Source organism: Rhizobium sp. BR 315 (assembly GCF_050577975.1).
In the GTDB taxonomy this organism is placed as follows: Bacteria; Pseudomonadota; Alphaproteobacteria; order Rhizobiales; family Rhizobiaceae; genus Rhizobium; species Rhizobium miluonense.
In genome coordinates this window covers 18,320-36,622 of the sequence record NZ_JARWKZ010000054.1, presented here as the reverse complement: position 1 = coordinate 36,622, position 18,303 = coordinate 18,320, and the positions used below count along the sequence as shown (strand labels likewise).

18 protein-coding genes, 1 tRNA gene and 3 pseudogenes are annotated in these 18,303 nt (G+C 58.7%); 7 read left to right on the top strand and 15 right to left on the bottom strand.

Features of this window, described 5'->3' with window-relative positions; all coding sequences use genetic code 11:
- A pseudogene (locus QD409_RS30075) lies at positions 1 to 353 on the bottom strand (hypothetical protein); the annotation flags it as partial.
- 116 nt (positions 354 to 469) lie between these two features.
- Between QD409_RS30075 and QD409_RS30070 the strand changes: the two are divergent.
- Entirely contained in the window at positions 470 to 748 is a 279-nt protein-coding gene (locus QD409_RS30070) for a helix-turn-helix transcriptional regulator (RefSeq protein ID WP_245298111.1), read from the top strand.
- An 81-nt stretch (positions 749 to 829) separates the two neighbouring features.
- Here QD409_RS30070 and QD409_RS30065 read toward each other — a convergent pair whose 3' ends face one another.
- The 4 genes and pseudogenes from QD409_RS30065 to QD409_RS30050 form a co-directional block, all read right to left on the bottom strand.
- Entirely contained in the window at positions 830 to 1,171 is a 342-nt protein-coding gene (locus QD409_RS30065) for a hypothetical protein (protein ID WP_430764473.1), read from the bottom strand.
- 15 nt (positions 1,172 to 1,186) lie between these two features.
- Positions 1,187 to 1,486 (bottom strand): HigA family addiction module antitoxin, encoded by a 300-nt coding sequence (locus QD409_RS30060; protein ID WP_430764472.1) that lies wholly within the window; start codon positions 1,484 to 1,486, stop codon positions 1,187 to 1,189.
- Positions 1,487 to 1,565: 79 nt separating this feature from the next.
- Positions 1,566 to 1,711 (bottom strand): annotated as a pseudogene (locus tag QD409_RS30055) (type II toxin-antitoxin system RelE/ParE family toxin); the annotation flags it as partial.
- Between the two features lie 410 nt (positions 1,712 to 2,121).
- Positions 2,122 to 3,279, bottom strand: a complete 1,158-nt coding sequence (locus QD409_RS30050) for a GGDEF domain-containing protein (RefSeq protein WP_430764471.1) — start codon at positions 3,277 to 3,279, stop codon at positions 2,122 to 2,124.
- A gap of 144 nt (positions 3,280 to 3,423) precedes the next feature.
- Between QD409_RS30050 and QD409_RS30045 the strand changes: the two are divergent.
- A pseudogene (locus tag QD409_RS30045) lies at positions 3,424 to 4,248 on the top strand (DDE-type integrase/transposase/recombinase); the annotation flags it as partial.
- A gap of 43 nt (positions 4,249 to 4,291) precedes the next feature.
- Here the strand turns inward: QD409_RS30045 and QD409_RS30040 are convergent.
- From QD409_RS30040 to xylF, 4 genes are all read right to left on the bottom strand, one after another.
- Positions 4,292 to 4,368 (bottom strand) — tRNA-Arg (locus tag QD409_RS30040).
- Positions 4,369 to 4,531: 163 nt separating this feature from the next.
- Entirely contained in the window at positions 4,532 to 5,314 is a 783-nt protein-coding gene (locus QD409_RS30035; RefSeq protein WP_092854328.1) for an ATP-binding cassette domain-containing protein, read from the bottom strand.
- A 15-nt stretch (positions 5,315 to 5,329) separates the two neighbouring features.
- Positions 5,330 to 6,658 (bottom strand): sugar ABC transporter permease, encoded by a 1,329-nt coding sequence (locus tag QD409_RS30030; protein WP_430764476.1) that lies wholly within the window; start codon positions 6,656 to 6,658, stop codon positions 5,330 to 5,332.
- A 292-nt stretch (positions 6,659 to 6,950) separates the two neighbouring features.
- Positions 6,951 to 7,991, bottom strand: coding sequence for a D-xylose ABC transporter substrate-binding protein (xylF, locus tag QD409_RS30025; RefSeq protein ID WP_092854329.1), 1,041 nt, complete (start codon positions 7,989 to 7,991; stop codon positions 6,951 to 6,953).
- Positions 7,992 to 8,200: 209 nt separating this feature from the next.
- Here xylF and QD409_RS30020 point away from each other — a divergent pair, with 209 nt between their 5' ends.
- Positions 8,201 to 9,442 (top strand): ROK family protein, encoded by a 1,242-nt coding sequence (locus QD409_RS30020; RefSeq protein WP_430764470.1) that lies wholly within the window; start codon positions 8,201 to 8,203, stop codon positions 9,440 to 9,442.
- A gap of 57 nt (positions 9,443 to 9,499) precedes the next feature.
- Here the strand turns inward: QD409_RS30020 and QD409_RS30015 are convergent, their stop codons facing one another.
- From QD409_RS30015 to iolG, 4 genes are all read right to left on the bottom strand, one after another.
- Positions 9,500 to 10,123 carry an ATP-dependent Clp protease proteolytic subunit gene (locus QD409_RS30015; RefSeq protein ID WP_430764469.1) on the bottom strand — a complete coding sequence of 208 codons (624 nt, stop codon included), beginning with the start codon at positions 10,121 to 10,123 and terminating at the stop codon, positions 9,500 to 9,502.
- A gap of 44 nt (positions 10,124 to 10,167) precedes the next feature.
- The gene (locus tag QD409_RS30010; protein WP_430764468.1) at positions 10,168 to 10,527 is read right to left on the bottom strand and encodes an SRPBCC family protein; all 360 of its coding nucleotides are present in this window, start codon (positions 10,525 to 10,527) and stop codon (positions 10,168 to 10,170) included.
- The gene (locus tag QD409_RS30005) at positions 10,524 to 10,838 is read right to left on the bottom strand and encodes an ArsR/SmtB family transcription factor (RefSeq protein WP_092854337.1); all 315 of its coding nucleotides are present in this window, start codon (positions 10,836 to 10,838) and stop codon (positions 10,524 to 10,526) included. The genes QD409_RS30010 and QD409_RS30005 overlap by 4 nt, the downstream gene beginning before the upstream one ends.
- A gap of 138 nt (positions 10,839 to 10,976) precedes the next feature.
- A complete protein-coding gene (iolG, locus tag QD409_RS30000; protein WP_092854339.1) occupies positions 10,977 to 11,969 on the bottom strand; it encodes an inositol 2-dehydrogenase in 993 nt (330 codons plus the stop codon).
- A 231-nt stretch (positions 11,970 to 12,200) separates the two neighbouring features.
- Here iolG and QD409_RS29995 point away from each other — a divergent pair, with 231 nt between their 5' ends.
- Entirely contained in the window at positions 12,201 to 12,461 is a 261-nt protein-coding gene (locus QD409_RS29995) for a hypothetical protein (RefSeq protein ID WP_092854341.1), read from the top strand.
- Here the strand turns inward: QD409_RS29995 and QD409_RS29990 are convergent, their stop codons facing one another.
- Both QD409_RS29990 and QD409_RS29985 read right to left on the bottom strand, forming a co-directional pair.
- The gene (locus tag QD409_RS29990; RefSeq protein WP_092854424.1) at positions 12,462 to 12,929 is read right to left on the bottom strand and encodes a hypothetical protein; all 468 of its coding nucleotides are present in this window, start codon (positions 12,927 to 12,929) and stop codon (positions 12,462 to 12,464) included.
- Between the two features lie 76 nt (positions 12,930 to 13,005).
- On the bottom strand, positions 13,006 to 14,013 hold the full coding sequence (locus QD409_RS29985) for a LysR family transcriptional regulator (protein ID WP_092854343.1): 1,008 nt from the start codon (positions 14,011 to 14,013) through the stop codon (positions 13,006 to 13,008).
- Between the two features lie 274 nt (positions 14,014 to 14,287).
- Between QD409_RS29985 and chvE the strand changes: the two genes are divergently transcribed.
- The 3 genes from chvE (at position 14,288) to mmsB (ending at position 18,201) form a co-directional block, all read left to right on the top strand.
- Positions 14,288 to 15,352 (top strand): multiple monosaccharide ABC transporter substrate-binding protein, encoded by a 1,065-nt coding sequence (gene chvE, locus QD409_RS29980; protein WP_092854345.1) that lies wholly within the window; start codon positions 14,288 to 14,290, stop codon positions 15,350 to 15,352.
- 105 nt (positions 15,353 to 15,457) lie between these two features.
- A complete protein-coding gene (gene mmsA / locus QD409_RS29975; RefSeq protein ID WP_092854347.1) occupies positions 15,458 to 16,996 on the top strand; it encodes a multiple monosaccharide ABC transporter ATP-binding protein in 1,539 nt (512 codons plus the stop codon).
- Positions 16,993 to 18,201 carry a multiple monosaccharide ABC transporter permease gene (gene mmsB / locus QD409_RS29970; protein WP_430764467.1) on the top strand — a complete coding sequence of 403 codons (1,209 nt, stop codon included), beginning with the start codon at positions 16,993 to 16,995 and terminating at the stop codon, positions 18,199 to 18,201. Before mmsA ends, mmsB begins: the two co-directional genes overlap by 4 nt.
- The last annotated feature ends 102 nt before the right edge of the window (positions 18,202 to 18,303 follow it).

The window sequence follows — 18,303 nt, the reverse complement described above, 5'->3', positions numbered from 1 at the left end:
AGCTCCTCCTTGGCCCTGTCGCGGGCCTCCTCGTTGTCCGGACCTTCTAGCCAATATTCGATGTCCGCTTCGTTTTGGATGACGACCGGTTCAAGCGTGCCGGGGACCTCAATCTTAACCATCGGAAAGCCCACAGCCTCGACTAACTGGGTCTCGAGATGCTGTTGCAGACGGCAGCTCAGCTCGAACTCGCGGTGGGCTTCGTGCCATTCCAGCCATTTTGCCAAGGCAGGATCGGCATCGGCGCCACTGCCGTCGCGATCCTGCACGCGCGCCAGAAAATCTGTCGTGTACGAAAGAATGTTTAGACGGGTATTTGAAGGCAAAGTTCTGCTATTCTCAGAATCACCCATGATCCGAGCTCCCGATAGCTTGGTTGTGGTTAGGTCGAATAGGTGTTCCACCACCTGTTCGACCGCAAGATGTTAGTGTCCCTACAAAATGATAGAAGTCAATCAGAAAGTTTGCCTTGAATAAAAAGCATCTTACCGTGGAGCAGTGCCGTGCCGCGCGCGCTATGTTGGGTTGGAATCAAGCCCAGCTTGCGGAAGCAGCGAATGTGTCACGTCAGACTATTGCTGATTTTGAACGCGGAGCACACATGCCCATCGGCAACAATCTCGCGAGTATTATTGCAGCGTTTGTGAAGGCCGGGATTGATTTCATTCCGGAAAACGGCGGTGGGGCAGGGGTGAGGTTCAAGAAGCCAGTGCAGGGCCTGAGAGGCGGCCCTGACGCGCAGACATAGTGTTTCTCCAGGTCTCGGGCAGGACAGTGCCACCAAATGGCCGGACTCTAATCCATTCTGGAGGAAATTCTCACTGGCAGGTCAATTGACGCCTAGGAAATCCGCAGCCTCGTTGTTGGAAAGGCCGGCTTGTTCCTGCCATTTCCGCACATCGTCCACGGCGAAATCACGCTGGTCTCCGGCGATCTGGAAAAGGTGATAGGCATCGATTGCCAGATCTTCGCCAGCCCATTCGACCGTTGCGCCGTAATCTGTGACGGTCGCGGTCTTCCAGACTTCCGGCGATTTGAGAGGGGTGAGAAGTTCGCCGCCGGTCGCAATCCAGCCGAAAAGGTGTGCGGCGGATGCCGGGGCACCCTTCCATTGAATTTCCAGCGTCATGTTCGACGTTGGCGTTACGTTTTCGATGCGAGGCACTTTCATCTTTGGTTGCCTGCCTTATGCGGGCTCAAGCTCTTTAATCTGCGCAAGATCGTTTTCCATCACTCGGGCGGCGATCTTGATATCATAGGCGTTCTGCAGATTGAGCCAAAACTCAGGAGCCGTCTTGAAGAACTTCGCCAGCCGCATCGCCGTGTCTGTGGTGATGCCCGTCTTTTCGGCGATGATGCGCTCAACGCGGGTGCGCGGCACATTGATGTGCTTCGCCAGCGCATAGGGCGTCATGTCGAGCGGTTCGAGATACAGTTCCTGCAGGATTTCGCCCGGATGGATCGCGGGGAGTTTACTAACTGTCATGATCGCTTGCCCTCCTTGGCCGTTGTCATGATGGCTATCACGCTCTTTCGGGTCAATGATAGTCCGTGATTTCGACTTGCTACGGGCCTGCTTCCGTCCAGATGAAGCAGATGCGCCATTGCTTGTTCATCCTTATCGAGCGCTGGCCTGCACGGTCGCCCGACAGCTTTCCAGACGATTGCCGGGCGGGGACCGCAGGTCTTCAGCGCTGGTTGCTGCGTTCAACAGACAACGTTGTCGCGTCGCCAGAAGATCAAGCCAAACGAGATGCGCGTGATGTCGCCGACCAGTTCAAGGAAGATATGTTGCGACACATGTCTAAGGCGCTCGAGCGAACGTGATTAAAGAAACCAATTTCCGCATAAACTTTGAAGCGATCGGCGAGCCGCGCATGGCTTCAGAACAGGCCCCATGGGCGCCGGGCTTCTCACGTCGGTAGGCATCGGTGGGGAAAGCTTTGCCTCGCGGCGTTGAGGCAGAGCTGAAAAGGCCCGTTGAAGGACCTCCCTGTGCAAACCTCCGATTGGGGAGCGAGTGCTCGCACAATCGTGCTCTACGACTGCTGGATTAAATCAGCCTGAAGGGCTGGTGGTTGCCGGCCTGTGCGGGAATTCGAAAGCGCAACCGCACCGTTCCTACGCGGCTTGCTGATTTTCTCCAAAAACGTCGACCCGGTTGCGGCCTTCGCGCTTCGAACGATAGAGCGCCTCGTCCGCCTCGTGCATCAGCCGTTCAAAATCTCCGCAGCTTTCCGCACGCGCCGCAACGCCGATGCTCAGGGTCGGAAAGACTGCCAGATCCGGCCGCTGCAGGACGGCAGCGGCGAAGGCGAGACGGATGCGCTCGGCAATCGCCGCCGCACCCTCCCGGGAAACGTTTTTCAGCACCGCCAGGAACTCATCCCCACCTTGACGGGCAAGCAGGTCGTCGGAGCGCATGATGCCTCTCGAAACGCTGGCGAAAAGCCGCAAGATGTCGTCGCCGGCAGCGTGACCATGTCTGTCGTTCAGTTGCTTGAAATGGTCGATATCGATGATCAGTAGCGATATAGGCAGGGAACCGAGAACCGGCAGATGCTGGGCAAGGCCGCCGCGATTGAGCGCGCCGGTCAGCGGATCGTGGTGAGCGAGTTCCGTGAGCTGATTTCGGCTGCGCTCGGCCGCCATCAGCACCATGGCCATGCTGCGAAGCATGATGAACGCGACCGCCGACACCGCCATCCAGCTGTGAATTGCACTGCTGCCGAAAGGATCCGGCCCGCCAATCTCACCGGTCGCCGCGAGAATGCTGCGAACCGCAAAGATCCCAGCAGTGCAAATATAGAGACCGACAAGCAAGGCTGCCGAATAAAGCCTCTCGCGTCGGACAATGCTGATTGCCTCCCTTGCAACGGCAAGATCGCAGAGACAGCAGATGACGGAGACGTAAAGGAGCCTCGCTGAGACCGCCGATGGTTCACTGACGATGAGTACGACAGGAACGCTGGCGAGCAAGATGGCAAGCCAGAAGTAGCGCTGGTCGAGCGCTCGTCTCGAAAACGTCCGCACGGCAAAGAGCATTAGCACGTAGCCGGCGATGGTGACGACATTGCCGCCGTCGATCGAGACGGAGTAGGGAACGAGGTCGCGCAACGCGACGAGGAAAGACCCGACGCCGACAAGAAGGTTGCTTAGGCCCCACCACAGCGGCCACCTCTCGAAGCGGCCGGTCGTATAGGCTGCAAGCTGGAGAATGCCCAGCACGAAACAGCTCACAGCAACGATGAAATAGATTGTCCTGAGATCCAGCAGCATGGCGCTTTCCCGAAATTCCCGTGGAACGTACCGCAGGCGTTTTGCGGTTTGATTGGAGGCTTCGCTAAGAATTTAACGATCACGGGGTTTCCTGCTAAATAATGCAGCAATTCAAGCGTTGCAGCGTCCTTTACGCGTCTGCAAAGACATGCCCGCAAACGACAACGCCATCGAGCCGAAGGGACAGCCTTGTCACAGGCATTGCTGCCGAACGATCTGTGGTGTGCCGACTTCAAGGGCGAGTTCAAACTCGGCGATGGCCGATACTGTTACCCATTGACGGTCACCGATCAGGCTTCACGTTATCTTCTCGCCTGTGAAGCCTTCGAATCGACACGGGAGCCTGGCGTCTTCGAGGCCTTCCGGCGGCTGTTTGCCGAGCGTGGCCTGCCAAGCGCGATCCGTAGCGACAACGGTTTGCCTTTCGCCAGCCCCAACGGGCTCTACAATCTGTCGCAGCTGTCGGTGTGGTGGCTGCGGCTCGGCATCGTCCTCGAGCGCATCAGGCCGGGCCGTCCCCAAGAAAACGGCCGGCATGAGCGCATGCACCTGACGCTCAAGAAAGAGGCGACCAGGCCACCTGGCAGAAATATCCTGCAGCAACAGGCCCGCTTCGATGCGTTCTTAAGCGAATTCAATACCGAGCGGCCGCACGAGGCGCTCGCAATGAAGGTACCGGCAGATCTCTACGTCGCTTCGTCACGCCCCTATCAGGGCCTGCCGGAGATCGACTACCCTTTCCATGATCGAGAGGCGCTGGTGACCCATTGCGGCCGCATCTGCATCTATCGCAAGAAGATCAACACCTCGAGCGTGCTGGCCGGCCAGAAGCTCGGCATCAAAGAAGTCGACGACGGTATTTGGCTCGTCAGCTTCATGCACTATGATCTGGGATATATCGACCTGGAACAGAGAACTTTGCAAACCATCGACAACCCGTTCGGCACGAGGTTGTCACCCATGTCTTAGGGACGATCTGTTACCTATGTCTTCGGTATGGACAGAAAAAGATTGGCGCACCCGACAGGATTCGAACCTGTGACCTTTGGAATCGGAATCCAACACTCTATCCAGCTGAGCTACGGGTGCATGCCTTAGGCGGGTTGAATCGCCTGTCCGATGGCTGGTTCTTAGCCTAGGAAGCGCTTGGCATCAATGCGGAAAATTCAGGAAAGCGCATATCGGAGGTTATGAATGAAAAAGGCCGCGGGCTTTTGGGCCGCGGCCTTGTTTCATGTGCGGTCGTTTCGGCTTATTCCCTCATCGCGCCAGGGCCGGGAATTGCCTTTGGCGGGACCTTGCCGAGGATGATCATGCCGAGGACTTCGTCCTTGGTGACGTCTTCGGTGCGGGCGTGGCCGACGACCTGGCCGTTTTTCATGACGGACACGCGGTCGGCGAGGTCGAAGACGTCATGGATATCATGGCTGATGAGGAAGATGCCGATGCCTTCCTTCTTCAGCTGCTTGATCAGCTCGCCGACCTGGGCCGTTTCCTGCGGACCGAGGGCAGCCGTCGGCTCGTCCATGATCAGGATGCGAGCATCGAAGAGGATGGCGCGGGCGATCGCCACCGACTGGCGCTGGCCGCCGGAAAGCGCTTTCACCGGCTCCTTGAAGCGCTTGAAGTTGGGGTTCAGGCGGCCCATGACCTCTCGCGCCTTGGCTTCCATGGCGACATCGTCGAGCGTGCCCCAGCGGGTCTGCAGCTCGCGGCCGAGATAGAGGTTGGCGGCGGCGTCGACGTTATCGGCGACGGCGAGCGTCTGGTAGATCGTCTCGATGCCGTATTTCTTGGCGTCGCGCGGGCTGCGTATATCGACGGTTTCGCCGTTGATCAGGATATCGCCGCTATCGCGCTTATAGGCGCCGGAGAGGATCTTGATCAGGGTCGATTTGCCGGCGCCGTTATGACCGAGAAGGGCGACGACTTCGCCGGGGTAGAGGTCCACCGAGGCGTTGTCGACCGCGTGGATGCCGCCGAAGGCGATGGAAATGTTCTTCATTTCCACAAGCGGAGTGGTTTTATCCGTCATGGTTCAGAATTCCTTTTACTTGGCGCGCGAGCGGTAGACGATGTCGAGCCAGACGGCGACCACGAGAACGATGCCGACGACGACGTTCTGGATCGGTGTATCGACGTTGGCGAGGCCCATGCCCGATTGCAGCGATTGCATGACCAAGGCGCCGAGCATGGCGCCGGCGACCGTGCCGCTGCCGCCGGCAAGCGACGTGCCACCAATGACCGCCGCAGCGATGGTGAAGAGTTCGTAGGTGGTGCCCTGCGAGTTGACTGCCGAATTCAGGCGGGCCGTCGAGATTGCCGCGGCGACCGCAGCTAGAAGGCCCATCAGCGCGAAGATCCTCACGATGACCCATCGGGTCTTGATGCCTGCGAGCTCGGCGGCTTCGGGATTGCCACCGATCGCGAAAACATAGCGGCCGAAACGCAGACGCGTGGCGATGAAGGTCATCACGATGCCGATGAGGACGGCAATAAGAACCGGAACGGCGATGCCGTATGGGATATCCAGCCCTGCTTCCGGCCAGGCAATATTATGTTCGGTAGCGTAGCGCTTCGCGATGCCGACCGGCCAGTTATAGCTGTTGAAGAGATAGATGGTACCGAGCACCACGACGGAGCCGAGGCAGCCGAGAAAATATTCTGCCCAGAGCGGACGGCGCGGAAAGCCGAAGCGCTTTCTCTGGCGGCGCGAGCCAACGATGCCGGTAATGATCATCAGGCAAGCGAGCACGCCGACGATCCAGCTCCAGTTCGCCCCGATCGAACCGGTGGCGCCGCTGCCGCCCATGATGATGAAGGTGGAGTCCATGGGCGCAACGGTCTGGCCGCTGGTGACATACCAGGCAAGGCCGCGCCAGACGAGAAGGCCGCCGAGTGTGACGATGAAGGAGGGGACATTCATGAAGGCGATGATCCCGCCCTGGAAGGCGCCGATGGCCGTACCGATCACAAGACCGCAGAGTAAGGTGATGATCCAGGTCCATGAACTGTCGAAGCCGAGATACTGCGGCAACCATTTGGCCTGCATGACGCCCATGATCATGGCCACGAAGCCAAGCACTGAGCCAACCGACAGGTCAATGTTGCGTGTGACGATGACCAGCACCATGCCGGTGGCGAGAACTGCAATTTCGCAGGTCTGCACCGAGAGATTCCAAAGGTTTCTGGCTGTCAGGAACTCGCGGCCGTCGAATATCCGCAAATAAAGGTCGAAGCCGATCCAGATGATCAGCAGCGCCGCTATCATGCCAAGCAGGCGGGTATCGATTTCGGTGGCGCGCAGGAAGCGTGTGATGACGCCTTCCTCTGCCTTGCGCGGACCGCTCGATGTTGTGGAATGTGTCATGTCGGCCATCGCTTTGCCGTTCTCCCACTGTTGGGCGCAGGCCCGCGATTGCACTTTGTTGATCGCTGGGCAGTATCCGCGCTGGTCACAATAGACGTCATCGCTTGCCCATCCGGTTTCTTCCGGTTCCACGACCGCCATCCGGCAAGCCGATCGGATATGCGATGACGCAACACGTGCGGGAAACCCTTCTCTCCATTCTGGGTGGAGTTGTCTGCTTCTTATCCGCATTCGACGCCGCAACGGGAAGCCCCCTTGCGGCGTCGGCATTATATTCGGGTCAACCCGTCAAGTCTGGTGCTTACTTGCAGGCCGCAACGCTGCCGGCCTTCACGCCCTGGCAAGCTTCAGCCTTGGAAATCCAGCCGGCGTCGATGACGACGTTCAGATTGTCCTTGGTGACCGGGATCGGGGTGAGGAAGACCGACTTCATCGGAACGTGCTTCGGACCGCCGTTGAAGGTCTGGACGCCAGAGATGTCGTCCAGCTTCTTGCCCTTGGCGAGGTCGATGGCAATTTCAGCAGCGCGCTTGCCGAGTTCACGCGAGTCCTTCCAAATGGAAACGGTCTGCGTGCCAAGTGCGATGCGGTTCAGAGCGGCCTTGTCCGCGTCCTGGCCGGAAACCGGAACGGAGCCTGCGAGACCCTGGGCGTCGAGGGCTGCGACTGCGCCGCCGGCGGTGCCGTCGTTGGAGGCGACTACCGCGTCAACCTTGTTGTTGTTGGCGGTCAGGAACTGCTCCATGTTGCGCTGCGCATTCTGCGGCAGCCAGCCGTCCGTGTAGGCTTCGCCGACATTCTTGATCTTGCCGGCGTCGATCGCGGACTTCAATACTTCGATCTGACCGGAGAAGAGGAAGTCTGCATTCGGGTCGGAAGACGAGCCCTTGATGAAGACGTAGTTGCCTGCCGGCTTTGCCTTCAGCACTTCGCGAGCCTGCATGCGGCCCACTTCCTTGTTGTCGAAGGTGATGTAGAAGGCGGCAGGGTTTTCGATCAGGCGGTCGTAACCGACAACCGGAATGCCTTCGTCGGCAGCCTTTTCAACGGCCGGGCCGATGGCGTCGGAGTCCTGAGCGAGAATGATGAGGGCGTTGGCACCCTGCGAAATCAGGGATTCAACGTCGGTCAGCTGCTTGGAAGCGGATGACTGCGCGTCAGCGGAAATATACTTGGCACCTACGGCTGCGAGTGCCTTCTTGATGGCTGCTTCATCCGTCTTCCAACGCTCTTCCTGGAAGTTGGACCAGGAAACGCCGACGACGAGATCCTTGGCGAAGGCTGCCGTCTGCATGGTCAAAACGATGGCCGCGCCTGCAGCCAGCTTGATGAAAGCTTTCATATGATCCTCCCGAGTGAATGCGACCGCACGTATCCTGAACTCCCGTCGGTCGCCGCGATAATGCTGACGAGAAAAGGTTTTGTTTTTTCTCGACAGTCGAGAAATTTACTGTCAGAGATTTTTTCAACTGTCAACACCCGCATCGTCAGGCTAGATAAGAGTCGTCCGGAGATGCGGAGGGGAGGGTTGAATGAGCAGGAGGCTTACCGATGCTGGCCAAATCGAGCACCGAATTGGTCCGTCAGAAAAACAGCGCCTTGGTTCTGTCGGCATTGCGCCGGCACGGCCCGCTCGCCCATACCGAACTTTCTGATTTTACGAAGCTTTCATCCGCGACTGTATCGGTGATCACCGCCGATCTGGAGCGGGCACAGATCATCGAAAAGGCGGAGCAACAGGCAGCCAGTGGCCGCGGCCGGCCACGGGTTTTGTTCTCGCAGCGGCGCGATTGCGGCTATCTCATCGTCGTCGTCATCTCCTCCGATGCCGTACAATATTCGCTGGTGGATTATGCCGGGCGGCTAATCGACCGCTTCAGCGAGGAACGGTCGCAAGAGGCATCCGGCGTCGGCTCGTTCGTGGCCGCTCTGCGCGACGCCTTGCGCCGGATTGCTGCCCGCTCGCAGCTCGCCCGCGACAAGGTGCTGATGATCTCGATCAGCAGCAAGGGGCTGGTCGACCCCTCCGGACCGGTGCTGCGCTGGTCGCCGATCTTCGGGCGTGACGAAATCGATTTTGCCGCGGTGCTTCGCGATGAATGGTCGGCCAGGATCATACTCGGCAACGAGACCTCGCTTGTCGCCTCCGCTCTCGGTCGGCAGGAGGAAAATGGGAAAGGTTCCGACTTCCGGGCGCTGGCGGCGCTATCGCTGGGGCACAGCATCGGCCTCGGCATCGTGCGTCGTGAAGAAGAGGGGCGACATCAGGTCTCTGCGCCCAATTTCGGGCACATGATGCATGTGCCGGGCGGCGGTCTTTGCCGCTGCGGCGCGCGCGGGTGCATCGAGGCTTACGCCGGTTTCTACGCCATGCTGCGCACGGCTTTCGACGTGCCGCTGGATACGATCCCGGCAAAGTTCGTTCCGATTGCCGAGCTCGACAAGATTGCCGCGAGTGCGCGGCAGGGCGGGCGCCGCAATGTGCTTGCCTTTCGCCAAGCCGGCCTGGCGCTCGGAAATGGCCTGTCGCGTGTCTTGAGCCTGCACGAGCGGATGCCGATCGTCATCACCGGCCCGGGCGTGCGTTACTACGATCTGCTGATCGAGGGCATAGAGGAGGGGCTGGCCGAATCGCATGTCGTGCGCATGGAGGGCATGCCGGAGCTGCGCGTCGTCGTCGACGAGCCGAGGCTCGTCTTCGAGGGGCATTTGAACCGCGCGTTTTCGATCATCGATAGCGACATCGTGAGGAGAGGGGCCTCCGTCGTGGAATTGCGCGACCAGGCCGGTTGAAACGCGACGATCGCGCAAGGCGCGGCCAGGCAACTGGCAGTAGCGCCGCCAATGAAATCAATCCGCTAAGCCCGTGGTCTGATCGTCCTCGCGAACATGCAGGATACGGTCGATCAATCCCCATTCCAAAGCCTCCTCCGCCGTCATGAAGTGGTCGCGATCCATGGCGCGCTCGAATTCCTCATAGGAACGGCCGCAATGCTCGGCGTAGAGCCGCGTCATCCGGTGCTTCGTGCGCTTGATTTCCTCGGCGTGGATGAGCATGTCGGAAGCCTGGCCCTGGAAGCCACCCAAGGGCTGGTGAATATGGATGCTGGCGTTGGGCAGCGCGTTGCGCTGGCCTGGTTCGCCGGCCATCAGCAGGAACGACCCCATCGAGCGGGCCGTCCCCATGCAAAGGGTATGTACCGGGGCGCGGATATAACGCATGGTGTCGTACATGGCTAGGCCGCTGGTCACGACGCCGCCCGGCGAATTAATGTAGAGGCTGATCGGCTTCTTCGGGCTTTCCGCCTCAAGAAACAGCAATTGTGCGCAGACCAATGCCGAAACGACATCGTTCACTTCACCGTTCAGAAAGATGATTCTCTCGCGCAGCAGTCGGGAATAGATGTCGAAAGACCGCTCTCCTCTACTGGATTGTTCCACGACCATAGGGACGAGCTGCATCGCTTCGCGCATCGGCGAACTCCAATCGTTTTGAAATTATTGACAGCTTCAGAGCTTCAGGCGGCGCGCATGACGCAGAAGCCATTATTGTTCGCTGCAGCCTTTTCAGCCCTGCGAAGCCGCGCATCATCAAGTTCGTGGATGATCCGGAGGCTTGTACCGCCGTTTGCGTTGGGAGCTATCCTGAAGGTCACGGTGCTTTCGAGAAAGGGCGGTGCGTCGTCCCGCAGCCTGTAGCAGATCTCTTCGCCCGGCGTGATCGATATCGCTTCGGGATCGGCCAAGGCTTCCTTCGGCAGCCAGTTTTCCCGAAGTTCAGGGGTGCTGACCGCGCGCCAGACCTTTTGCGGCGGCTCCTCGAGGTCGTATTCGAGTTCGATACCGTTTTTCCGTGCGGGGATATTGAGATCGTTCATTGGTCCATATCCTTCAGCAAGATCTTGAGAGCTTCGATGCGGGCAGGCCAGTAGGCGCGGTATTTCGCCAGCCACTGGGCGATGAGGGTAAGTCCCTCCGGATCGACTTCGTAATTCACGAAACGCCCCTGTCGTTCTTCCCTGACTAGCCCGGCGCTCCGCAAGATGGCGAGATGCTGCGACATCGCCGGCTGGCTGATTTCTATGCCTTCGCGCAGGGCGCTGGCGTTCATCCTGCCTGCGGCCAGCTTTTCAAAGATGGCGCGGCGGGTCGGATCGGCCAAGGCCCGGAATATTTCGTTCTCTATCATAGCAATAGATAAGCAGATACTTATGTGATTCGCAAGAGATTTCCGTTGCGAAGGGGAACCAAAGAAAAAAGTCCGCCGCGAAGCGATTCGCGGCGGACTTTCGGGGAGGACCATATTCCCTGAGGGAATCTGCGTTGATTAGTCGACCTTTACCAGGCGGCCTTCCTTGACCGACTGCAGCGCGGCATCCGCCAGCTTCAGTGCGGCGAGGCCATCCTTGCCCGACGGCGTGATAGCGGCGCCCTTTTCGATCGCGGCGATGAAGCTGGCGATCTCGTTGGCATAGGCTTCCGTGTAGCGGGTCATGAAGAAATCATGCAGCGGCGGGCGGGTGTAGCCATCGCCATTGGCGACCTCGATGGAGAAGGGGCGCTGGTTTTCGGCTGATACCATTCCCTTCGAGCCGTGGATTTCGATGCGCTGATCATAGCCGTAGGTGGCTCGGCGCGAGTTGGAGATGATCGCCTGCTTGCCTGATGCCGTCTGGAGAATGACGGAAACGCTGTCGTAGTCACCGGCTTCGCCGATCGCCTTGTCGACGAGCACAGCGGCAGTTGCAGTGACGGCCACCGGCTCTTCGCCGAGCAGGAAACGGGCCATGTCGAAGTCATGGATGGTCATGTCGCGGAAAATGCCGCCGGAGCGCTTGATGTAATCGACCGGCGGGGCGCCAGGATCGCGCGAGGTGATCGTCACCATCTCGACGGTGCCGATGCGGCCTTCGTCGATGGCCTTCTTGACGGCCATGAAATGTGGGTCGAAGCGGCGGTTGAAGCCAACCATAAGCTTGCCCTTGGTTTCATCGACGACCTTGATGCAGGCCTTGACGCGGGCGAGGTCGAGATCGACAGGCTTTTCGCAGAAGACGGCCTTGCCGGCGCGGGAAAAGCGCTCGATGAGATCGGCATGGGTATCGGTCGGCGTGCAGATGACGACGGCATCGATATCCTTGGCGGCTTCGATTGCTTCGATGGTGCGGACTTCGCAGCCATAGGCGGCGGAGATCGCTTCCGCAGCCGCAGGAAACGCATCCGCAACGGCCACGAGCTTGGCGTTGGCATCGCCGCTGACAGCCTTCGCATGTACCTTACCAATGCGACCAGCGCCGAGCAGGCCAAATCTGACAGTCATTCTTACCTCCCTGGATTCGGAATAAATGGACCGAATAATGATCTACATGGAATTTTCATTCCATTTTCCGAAGGCCGCGTCAAGCCGCCCGTTCTTCACAATTGCGAAAAGGATATTACCATACCGCCTTATCCGGAATTTGCCCGTGCGACCTTATTTCGTTCAAAGTGCTTCACAGTTTTCCCAACGATGCGCTAAAGACAAATCTCCTTGAACAGGCCAGCGAGACCCATGCAACTGATCGATCCCAGCCATCCCATCTACAAGCCGCTTTGGGTGCGGATCCTGATCGTTGCGGTCTGCTTCGGATGGGCTGCCGTCGAGACCCTTGGCTCACAGCCCTTCTGGGCCATGCTTTCGGGCGCGCTTGGCGCTTATTCGGCCTGGATGCTCCTATTGAATTTCAAGCCGCAGCCGCCCGCTGCGAATGTCGAAGCGGTGCCGCAGGATGATGCCGGCGAAGACGACGCGCCGAAAGGCGACGGGAAATAGTTATCGCGAGAGGCGCCGTATGGCCTCGTCGATCAGCTGATTGGCGAGGGTCATGCGGGTTGTTGCCTGCTCTCGGAAGGGGGCGGCGACGCTATCGGGGTGATTGGCCTTGGCGAAGCTGCGGCGTTTTTCGTGTAGCGAATGGAGCGTGGTGTCTGACGCGATCGCCAGTTCGGCGGCGACTTCTTCTCGCGAGATCCGTGCCAGATGCTCCGGCATGACCGGCGGCTCCGGCTCTTTGGGGGCGGGTTCCGGTTCCGGCTCGAGCTGGATGATCGGATCGCCGAGATTGTCGAGATAGGCGTCGCCGGCTCGATGTGCTTCCGGTGTTTCGCCGCCAAGCACCGTTGCGGCAAAGCTGACGTTCAGGCCGTGGATGCGATGCGCACTCTCTTCCTTCTCGGGAACATCCTCTTCGGAATCGAGACGATCGAGTACGGATTGAAACAATGATTGCCTGAGCAGCATGCCAGCCTCCATGTGATTTCCATAGGAACGGAAGTTGGTGTGGAGCTTATGGCGCGCAGCCTTGCGGCCAATACGTTCAAAGCGGCGAGAGGTTCTTGCTCTCCTCGAGGATCATGTCGTGCAGCAGTCTGGCGCTCGGCGGCATGGCTCGTTCGCGCGCGGTGATGAGGCTATACGGCCTGACGTCGATATCGAAATCGATCGGCAGGATGCTGGATTCGCCGGCATGTGACGACTGTCCGCAGATGAATTGCGCCATGTCGAGCGCTATCGGCGCGATCGCGTCCGTCTTGCAAACCACGGCGAGCGTCAGCAGCAGGGACGAGGTATTGACGACATTCTCCGGCAGAGACACGCCGGCTGCGAGGAATATGTCCTCCACCTTTCGTCTCAGCAACGTTCCGGGCGGCTGGAAGACCCAGTCATAGCCGGCCAGATCCAAGAGGCTGGCCACGCCTTTTTCGAGCAGCGGATGCCCGTTGCGGACAACGAGACAGGCCTTTTCCACACCGATCTCGTGGGCGAGGAACAGACGCGGATCGAGGTCGTCGGGAATGCGGCTGATGATGAAATCGTGGCGGGCGGCCAGAAGCTCGCGTGCCAGGACGTTGCTGTTCTCTACCTCGATATTGATCTCGATGCCGGGATAGCTGCGCGTGACCCGCTGGATGGCCGGCACCACAAGGCTGATTGCCGGGGCAGTTACGGCCCCTAGGAAGACCGAGCCGCCCCTGCCGGTCCGCAAGGCGCCGAGTTCCCGACCTGCCTCCCGCAGCTCAAGCAGGATCTTGCGCGCTCGCTTGGCCAAAGCGAGGCCGAAAGGGGTTAGCACCACGCCGCGGGCGACACGCTCGTAAAGTGGGCTTTTGACGATGGACTCCATTTCGGAAAGCATGCGTGAAGCCGCAGGTTGTGACATGTTCATGGACTCAGCGGCCGCCGAGATTTGGCCGTGATCCTCGATCGTGACGATCATGCGCAAGTGATTGAGTTTCAAACCGGCTTTTAGCAGCGTGTCGTCGCGAAAATTGTCGGAATGAATCTCGATGCCTTCGCTAAAATAATCGTTATATATTTTCTCCATGACGGCCAAATTTCCCATTCGTCGGCAAAAAAGTACTATTTTTTCGCATTATATCAAAGATGGTATGTGTTTTGCCAGTTATTCTATTTGACAGTTATACGAAATCGTACGAGTTTGCCGGTCGTGCGCTGGGTGCAGCTCATAAACCGTGAGAGCGTGGAGGAGACCTACTTCGTTTCTCACAATTTGAAGTAAACCATTCCTTCTACGGAACCTGCCGCAGTTTCGGGCGGGCGTTTTTTCGTCCGCCATATTATCAACAAGGGAGAGAGTAATGAAATCCATTATCTCATTGATGGCCGGCGCTGCGTTCGGCGTCGCTACGCTGGTGGTACCTGCCTTCGCGGCGGATAAGGGCACGGTAGGCATCGCAATGCCGACCAAGGCTTCGGCTCGCTGGATCGACGACGGTAACAACATCGTGAAGCAGCTCCAGGCTGCCGGTTACGGCACCGACCTGCAGTATGGCGACGACGACATTCCGAACCAGCTCTCGCAAATCGAAAACATGGTCACGAAGGGCGACAAGGTTCTCGTCGTCGCGTCGATCGACGGCACCACGCTGTCCGACGTTCTGCAGAAGGCTCACGATGCCGGCATCAAGGTCATCGCTTACGACCGTCTGATCCGCAACAGCGGCAACGTCGACTACTATGCAACGTTCGACAACTTCAAGGTCGGCGTCCTGCAGGCTGGTTCGATCGTCGACTCGCTCGGCCTCAAGGACGGCAAGGGCCCGTTCAACATCGAGCTGTTCGGCGGCTCTCCGGACGACAACAACGCCTTCTTCTTCTATGACGGCGCAATGTCGGTCCTGAAGCCCTACATCGACAGCGGCAAGCTGGTCGTAAAGTCCGGTCAGATGGGCATGGACAAGGTTGGCACGCTGCGTTGGGATCCGGCAACGGCCCAGGCTCGTATGGATAACCTGCTGTCGGCTTACTACACCGACAGCCACGTCGATGCCGTTCTGTCTCCGTATGACGGTCTGTCGATCGGTATCCTTTCCTCGCTCAAGGGCGTCGGCTACGGCACCGGCGGCGTGAAGCTGCCAGTTGTTACCGGTCAGGACTCCGAAATCCCGTCAGTCAAGTCGATCATTGCTGGCGAACAGCACTCCACGATCTTCAAGGACACCCGTGACCTCGCCAAGGTCACCGTCGGCATGGTCAACGCTCTGATGGAAGGCAAGACGCCTGAAGTCAACGACACGAAGACCTACGACAACGGCGTCAAGGTTGTTCCGTCCTACCTGCTGACCCCGGTCGCAGTTGACAAGACCAACTACGAGAAGATCCTCGTCGAGGGCGGTTACTACAAGGCTGACCAGCTGAAGTAATCTTCCAACATAGTGGTCGGGGCTCGCTTCGATGCGAGCCCTGGCTTTGATATTTAAGACGATCGCGCGGTCTGCTATGTTCGGTCGCGGCGTTGGATTTGGACTATGGACGATACCATTCTCGAAATGCAGAACATCACTAAGTCGTTCCCCGGTGTGAACGCCTTGGAAAATGTCAATCTGAAGGTTCGTCAGGGCGAGATACATGCCTTGGTCGGCGAAAACGGGGCCGGCAAATCGACCCTGATGAAAGTGCTCTCAGGCGTCTATCCCGCCGGCACCTATGAAGGCGACATCCACTACGATGGCGCGGTCCGCCAGTTCAAGACGATCAGGGACTCCGAAGATATCGGCATCATCATCATCCATCAGGAGCTGGCACTCGTTCCGCTCCTGTCGATCGCCGAGAATATTTTCCTGGGTAATGAGGTCGTTGCCAATGGCATGATCAACTGGCAGGAAACCTTCACCCGTACCAAGCAGCTTCTTTCCAAGGTGGGTCTCAAGGAATCACCGAATACGCTGGTGACCGACATCGGCGTCGGCAAGCAGCAGCTCGTCGAGATTGCCAAGGCCCTGTCGAAGAGCGTCAAGCTGCTCATTCTCGACGAGCCGACGGCATCGCTCAACGAAAGCGATTCCGATGCGCTTCTCAACCTCCTCATGGAATTCCGCAACCAGGGCATCACGTCGATCATCATCACGCACAAGCTCAACGAAGTGCGCAAGGTGGCCGACCAGATCACCGTGCTGCGCGACGGCATGACCGTGAAGACGCTGAACTGTCATCAGGAAGAGATCAGCGAAGATATCATCATTCGCAACATGGTCGGCCGCGAACTCGCCGACCGCTATCCGCCGCGCTCGGTTCCGATCGGCGAGACGATCTTCGAAGTGAAGAAGTGGAACGCCTTCCACCAGCAGCATCGCGATCGCCAGGTTCTGCACGATATCAACGTCAATGTCCGCAAGGGCGAAGTCGTCGGCATCGCGGGCCTGATGGGCGCGGGCCGCACCGAATTCGCCATGAGCGTCTTTGGCAAGTCCTACGGCCACAAGGTCAGCGGCGAAGTCTTCGTCGATGGCAAGCTGGTCGATACCAGCACGGTGCGCAGGGCGATCGATGCCGGTCTTGCCTATGTGACGGAGGACCGCAAGCAGCTTGGTCTCGTGCTGTCGAATAGCATCCTGCACAATACAACGCTCGCCAACCTGATGGGCGTTTCCAAGGCGACTGTTATCGACGACGTGCGGGAGCTGCAGGTGGCGACGAACTATCGCGCCAAGCTGCGCATCCGTTCGGCCGGCGTCTTCCAGGAGGCGGGCAACCTGTCCGGCGGCAACCAGCAGAAGGTGGTGCTGTCGAAGTGGCTGTTCTCCGATCCCGACGTTCTGATCCTCGATGAACCAACCCGAGGCATCGACGTCGGCGCCAAATACGAAATCTATTCCATCATCAACCAGCTTGCCGCCGACGGAAAGGGCGTTCTGATGATTTCATCGGAAATGCCCGAGCTTCTCGGCACTTGCGACCGCATCTACGTCATGAACGAAGGTCGCATCGTCGCCGAACTGCCAAAGGCAGAGGCGAGCCAGGAGAGCATCATGCGCGCTATTATGCGCTCAGGGGAGAAGCAACAATGAGTTCGGCCAACCCAGCCACGGAAAGCAGCCACATCGTTTCGATCGGCGATCATATCCGCAACAATATTCGTGAATACGGCATGTTGATCGCGCTCGTCGTCATCATGCTTCTGTTCCAGTATCTTACGAACGGCGTTCTGTTCAGGCCGCAGAACCTGACCAACATCGTGTTGCAGAATTCGTTCATCGTCATCATGGCGCTCGGCATGCTGCTTGTCATTGTTGCCGGCCATATCGACCTGTCGGTCGGCTCCGTCGTCGGCTTCGTCGGTGCGGTTGCAGGCGTGCTGGTCGTGCAGATGCATATGAATCTCGCTGCCGCGACGGTCATTTGTCTTCTGATGGGAGCCGCGGTCGGCGCTTGGCATGGATATTTCATCGCATATCACCGCATCCCCTCGTTCATCGTGACGCTGTCGGGCATGCTGGTTTTCCGCGGCTTGACCTATACGATCATCAACACGACCGGTAACGGCAGCAGCATCGGCCCGTTTCCGCCCGCGTTCCAGATCGTAGCGACCGGCTTCATTCCTGATTTCGTCGATATGGGCGGCATTCGCTCGACGTCGATTTTCCTGACCATCGTTATTCCGATCGTCATGTTCCTGCTTTCCTGGCGCCGCCGCAGCGTGAACGAGAAGCATGGCATCGATGTCGAGCCGTTCAGCTTTTTCCTCGGCCAGAATCTCGTAGTTGCCGCTGCAACGATCTTCATCGGTTACCAGATTTCCTCCTACAGAGGTCTGCCGAACGTTCTGGTTCTCATGCTGCTGCTGATCGCGCTCTATAGCTTCGCCACGCAGCGCACCACGATCGGCCGCCGCATCTACGCCATGGGTGGTAACGAAAAGGCGACGAAGCTCTCGGGCATCGATACCCGCCGCCTGACGTTCTACACCTTCATCAACATGGGCATCCTTGCTAGTATCGCCGGCATCATCATCGCCACGCGCCTGAACTCGGCAACCGCCAAGGGCGGTGACGGTCTCGAGCTCGACGTTATCGCGGCCTGCTTCATCGGCGGCGCGTCTGCTTCCGGCGGCGTTGGCAAGGTGACGGGGGCTGTTATCGGCGCCCTGATCATGGGCGTGCTGAACCAGGGCATGTCGATCCTCGGCTACCAGACGGACTCCCAGAAGATGATCAAGGGTGCGGTCCTGCTCGCCGCCGTGTTCATCGACGTCTACAACAAGAACAAGGGTTGATCGCTTAGCGATCAACCGAGGCTTTTAAAACCAAATCCATGACAGAGTCCGGCTCTCGCTGAGAGCCGGAAACGGTAAACTGCATCCGATCTCTGTCTATTC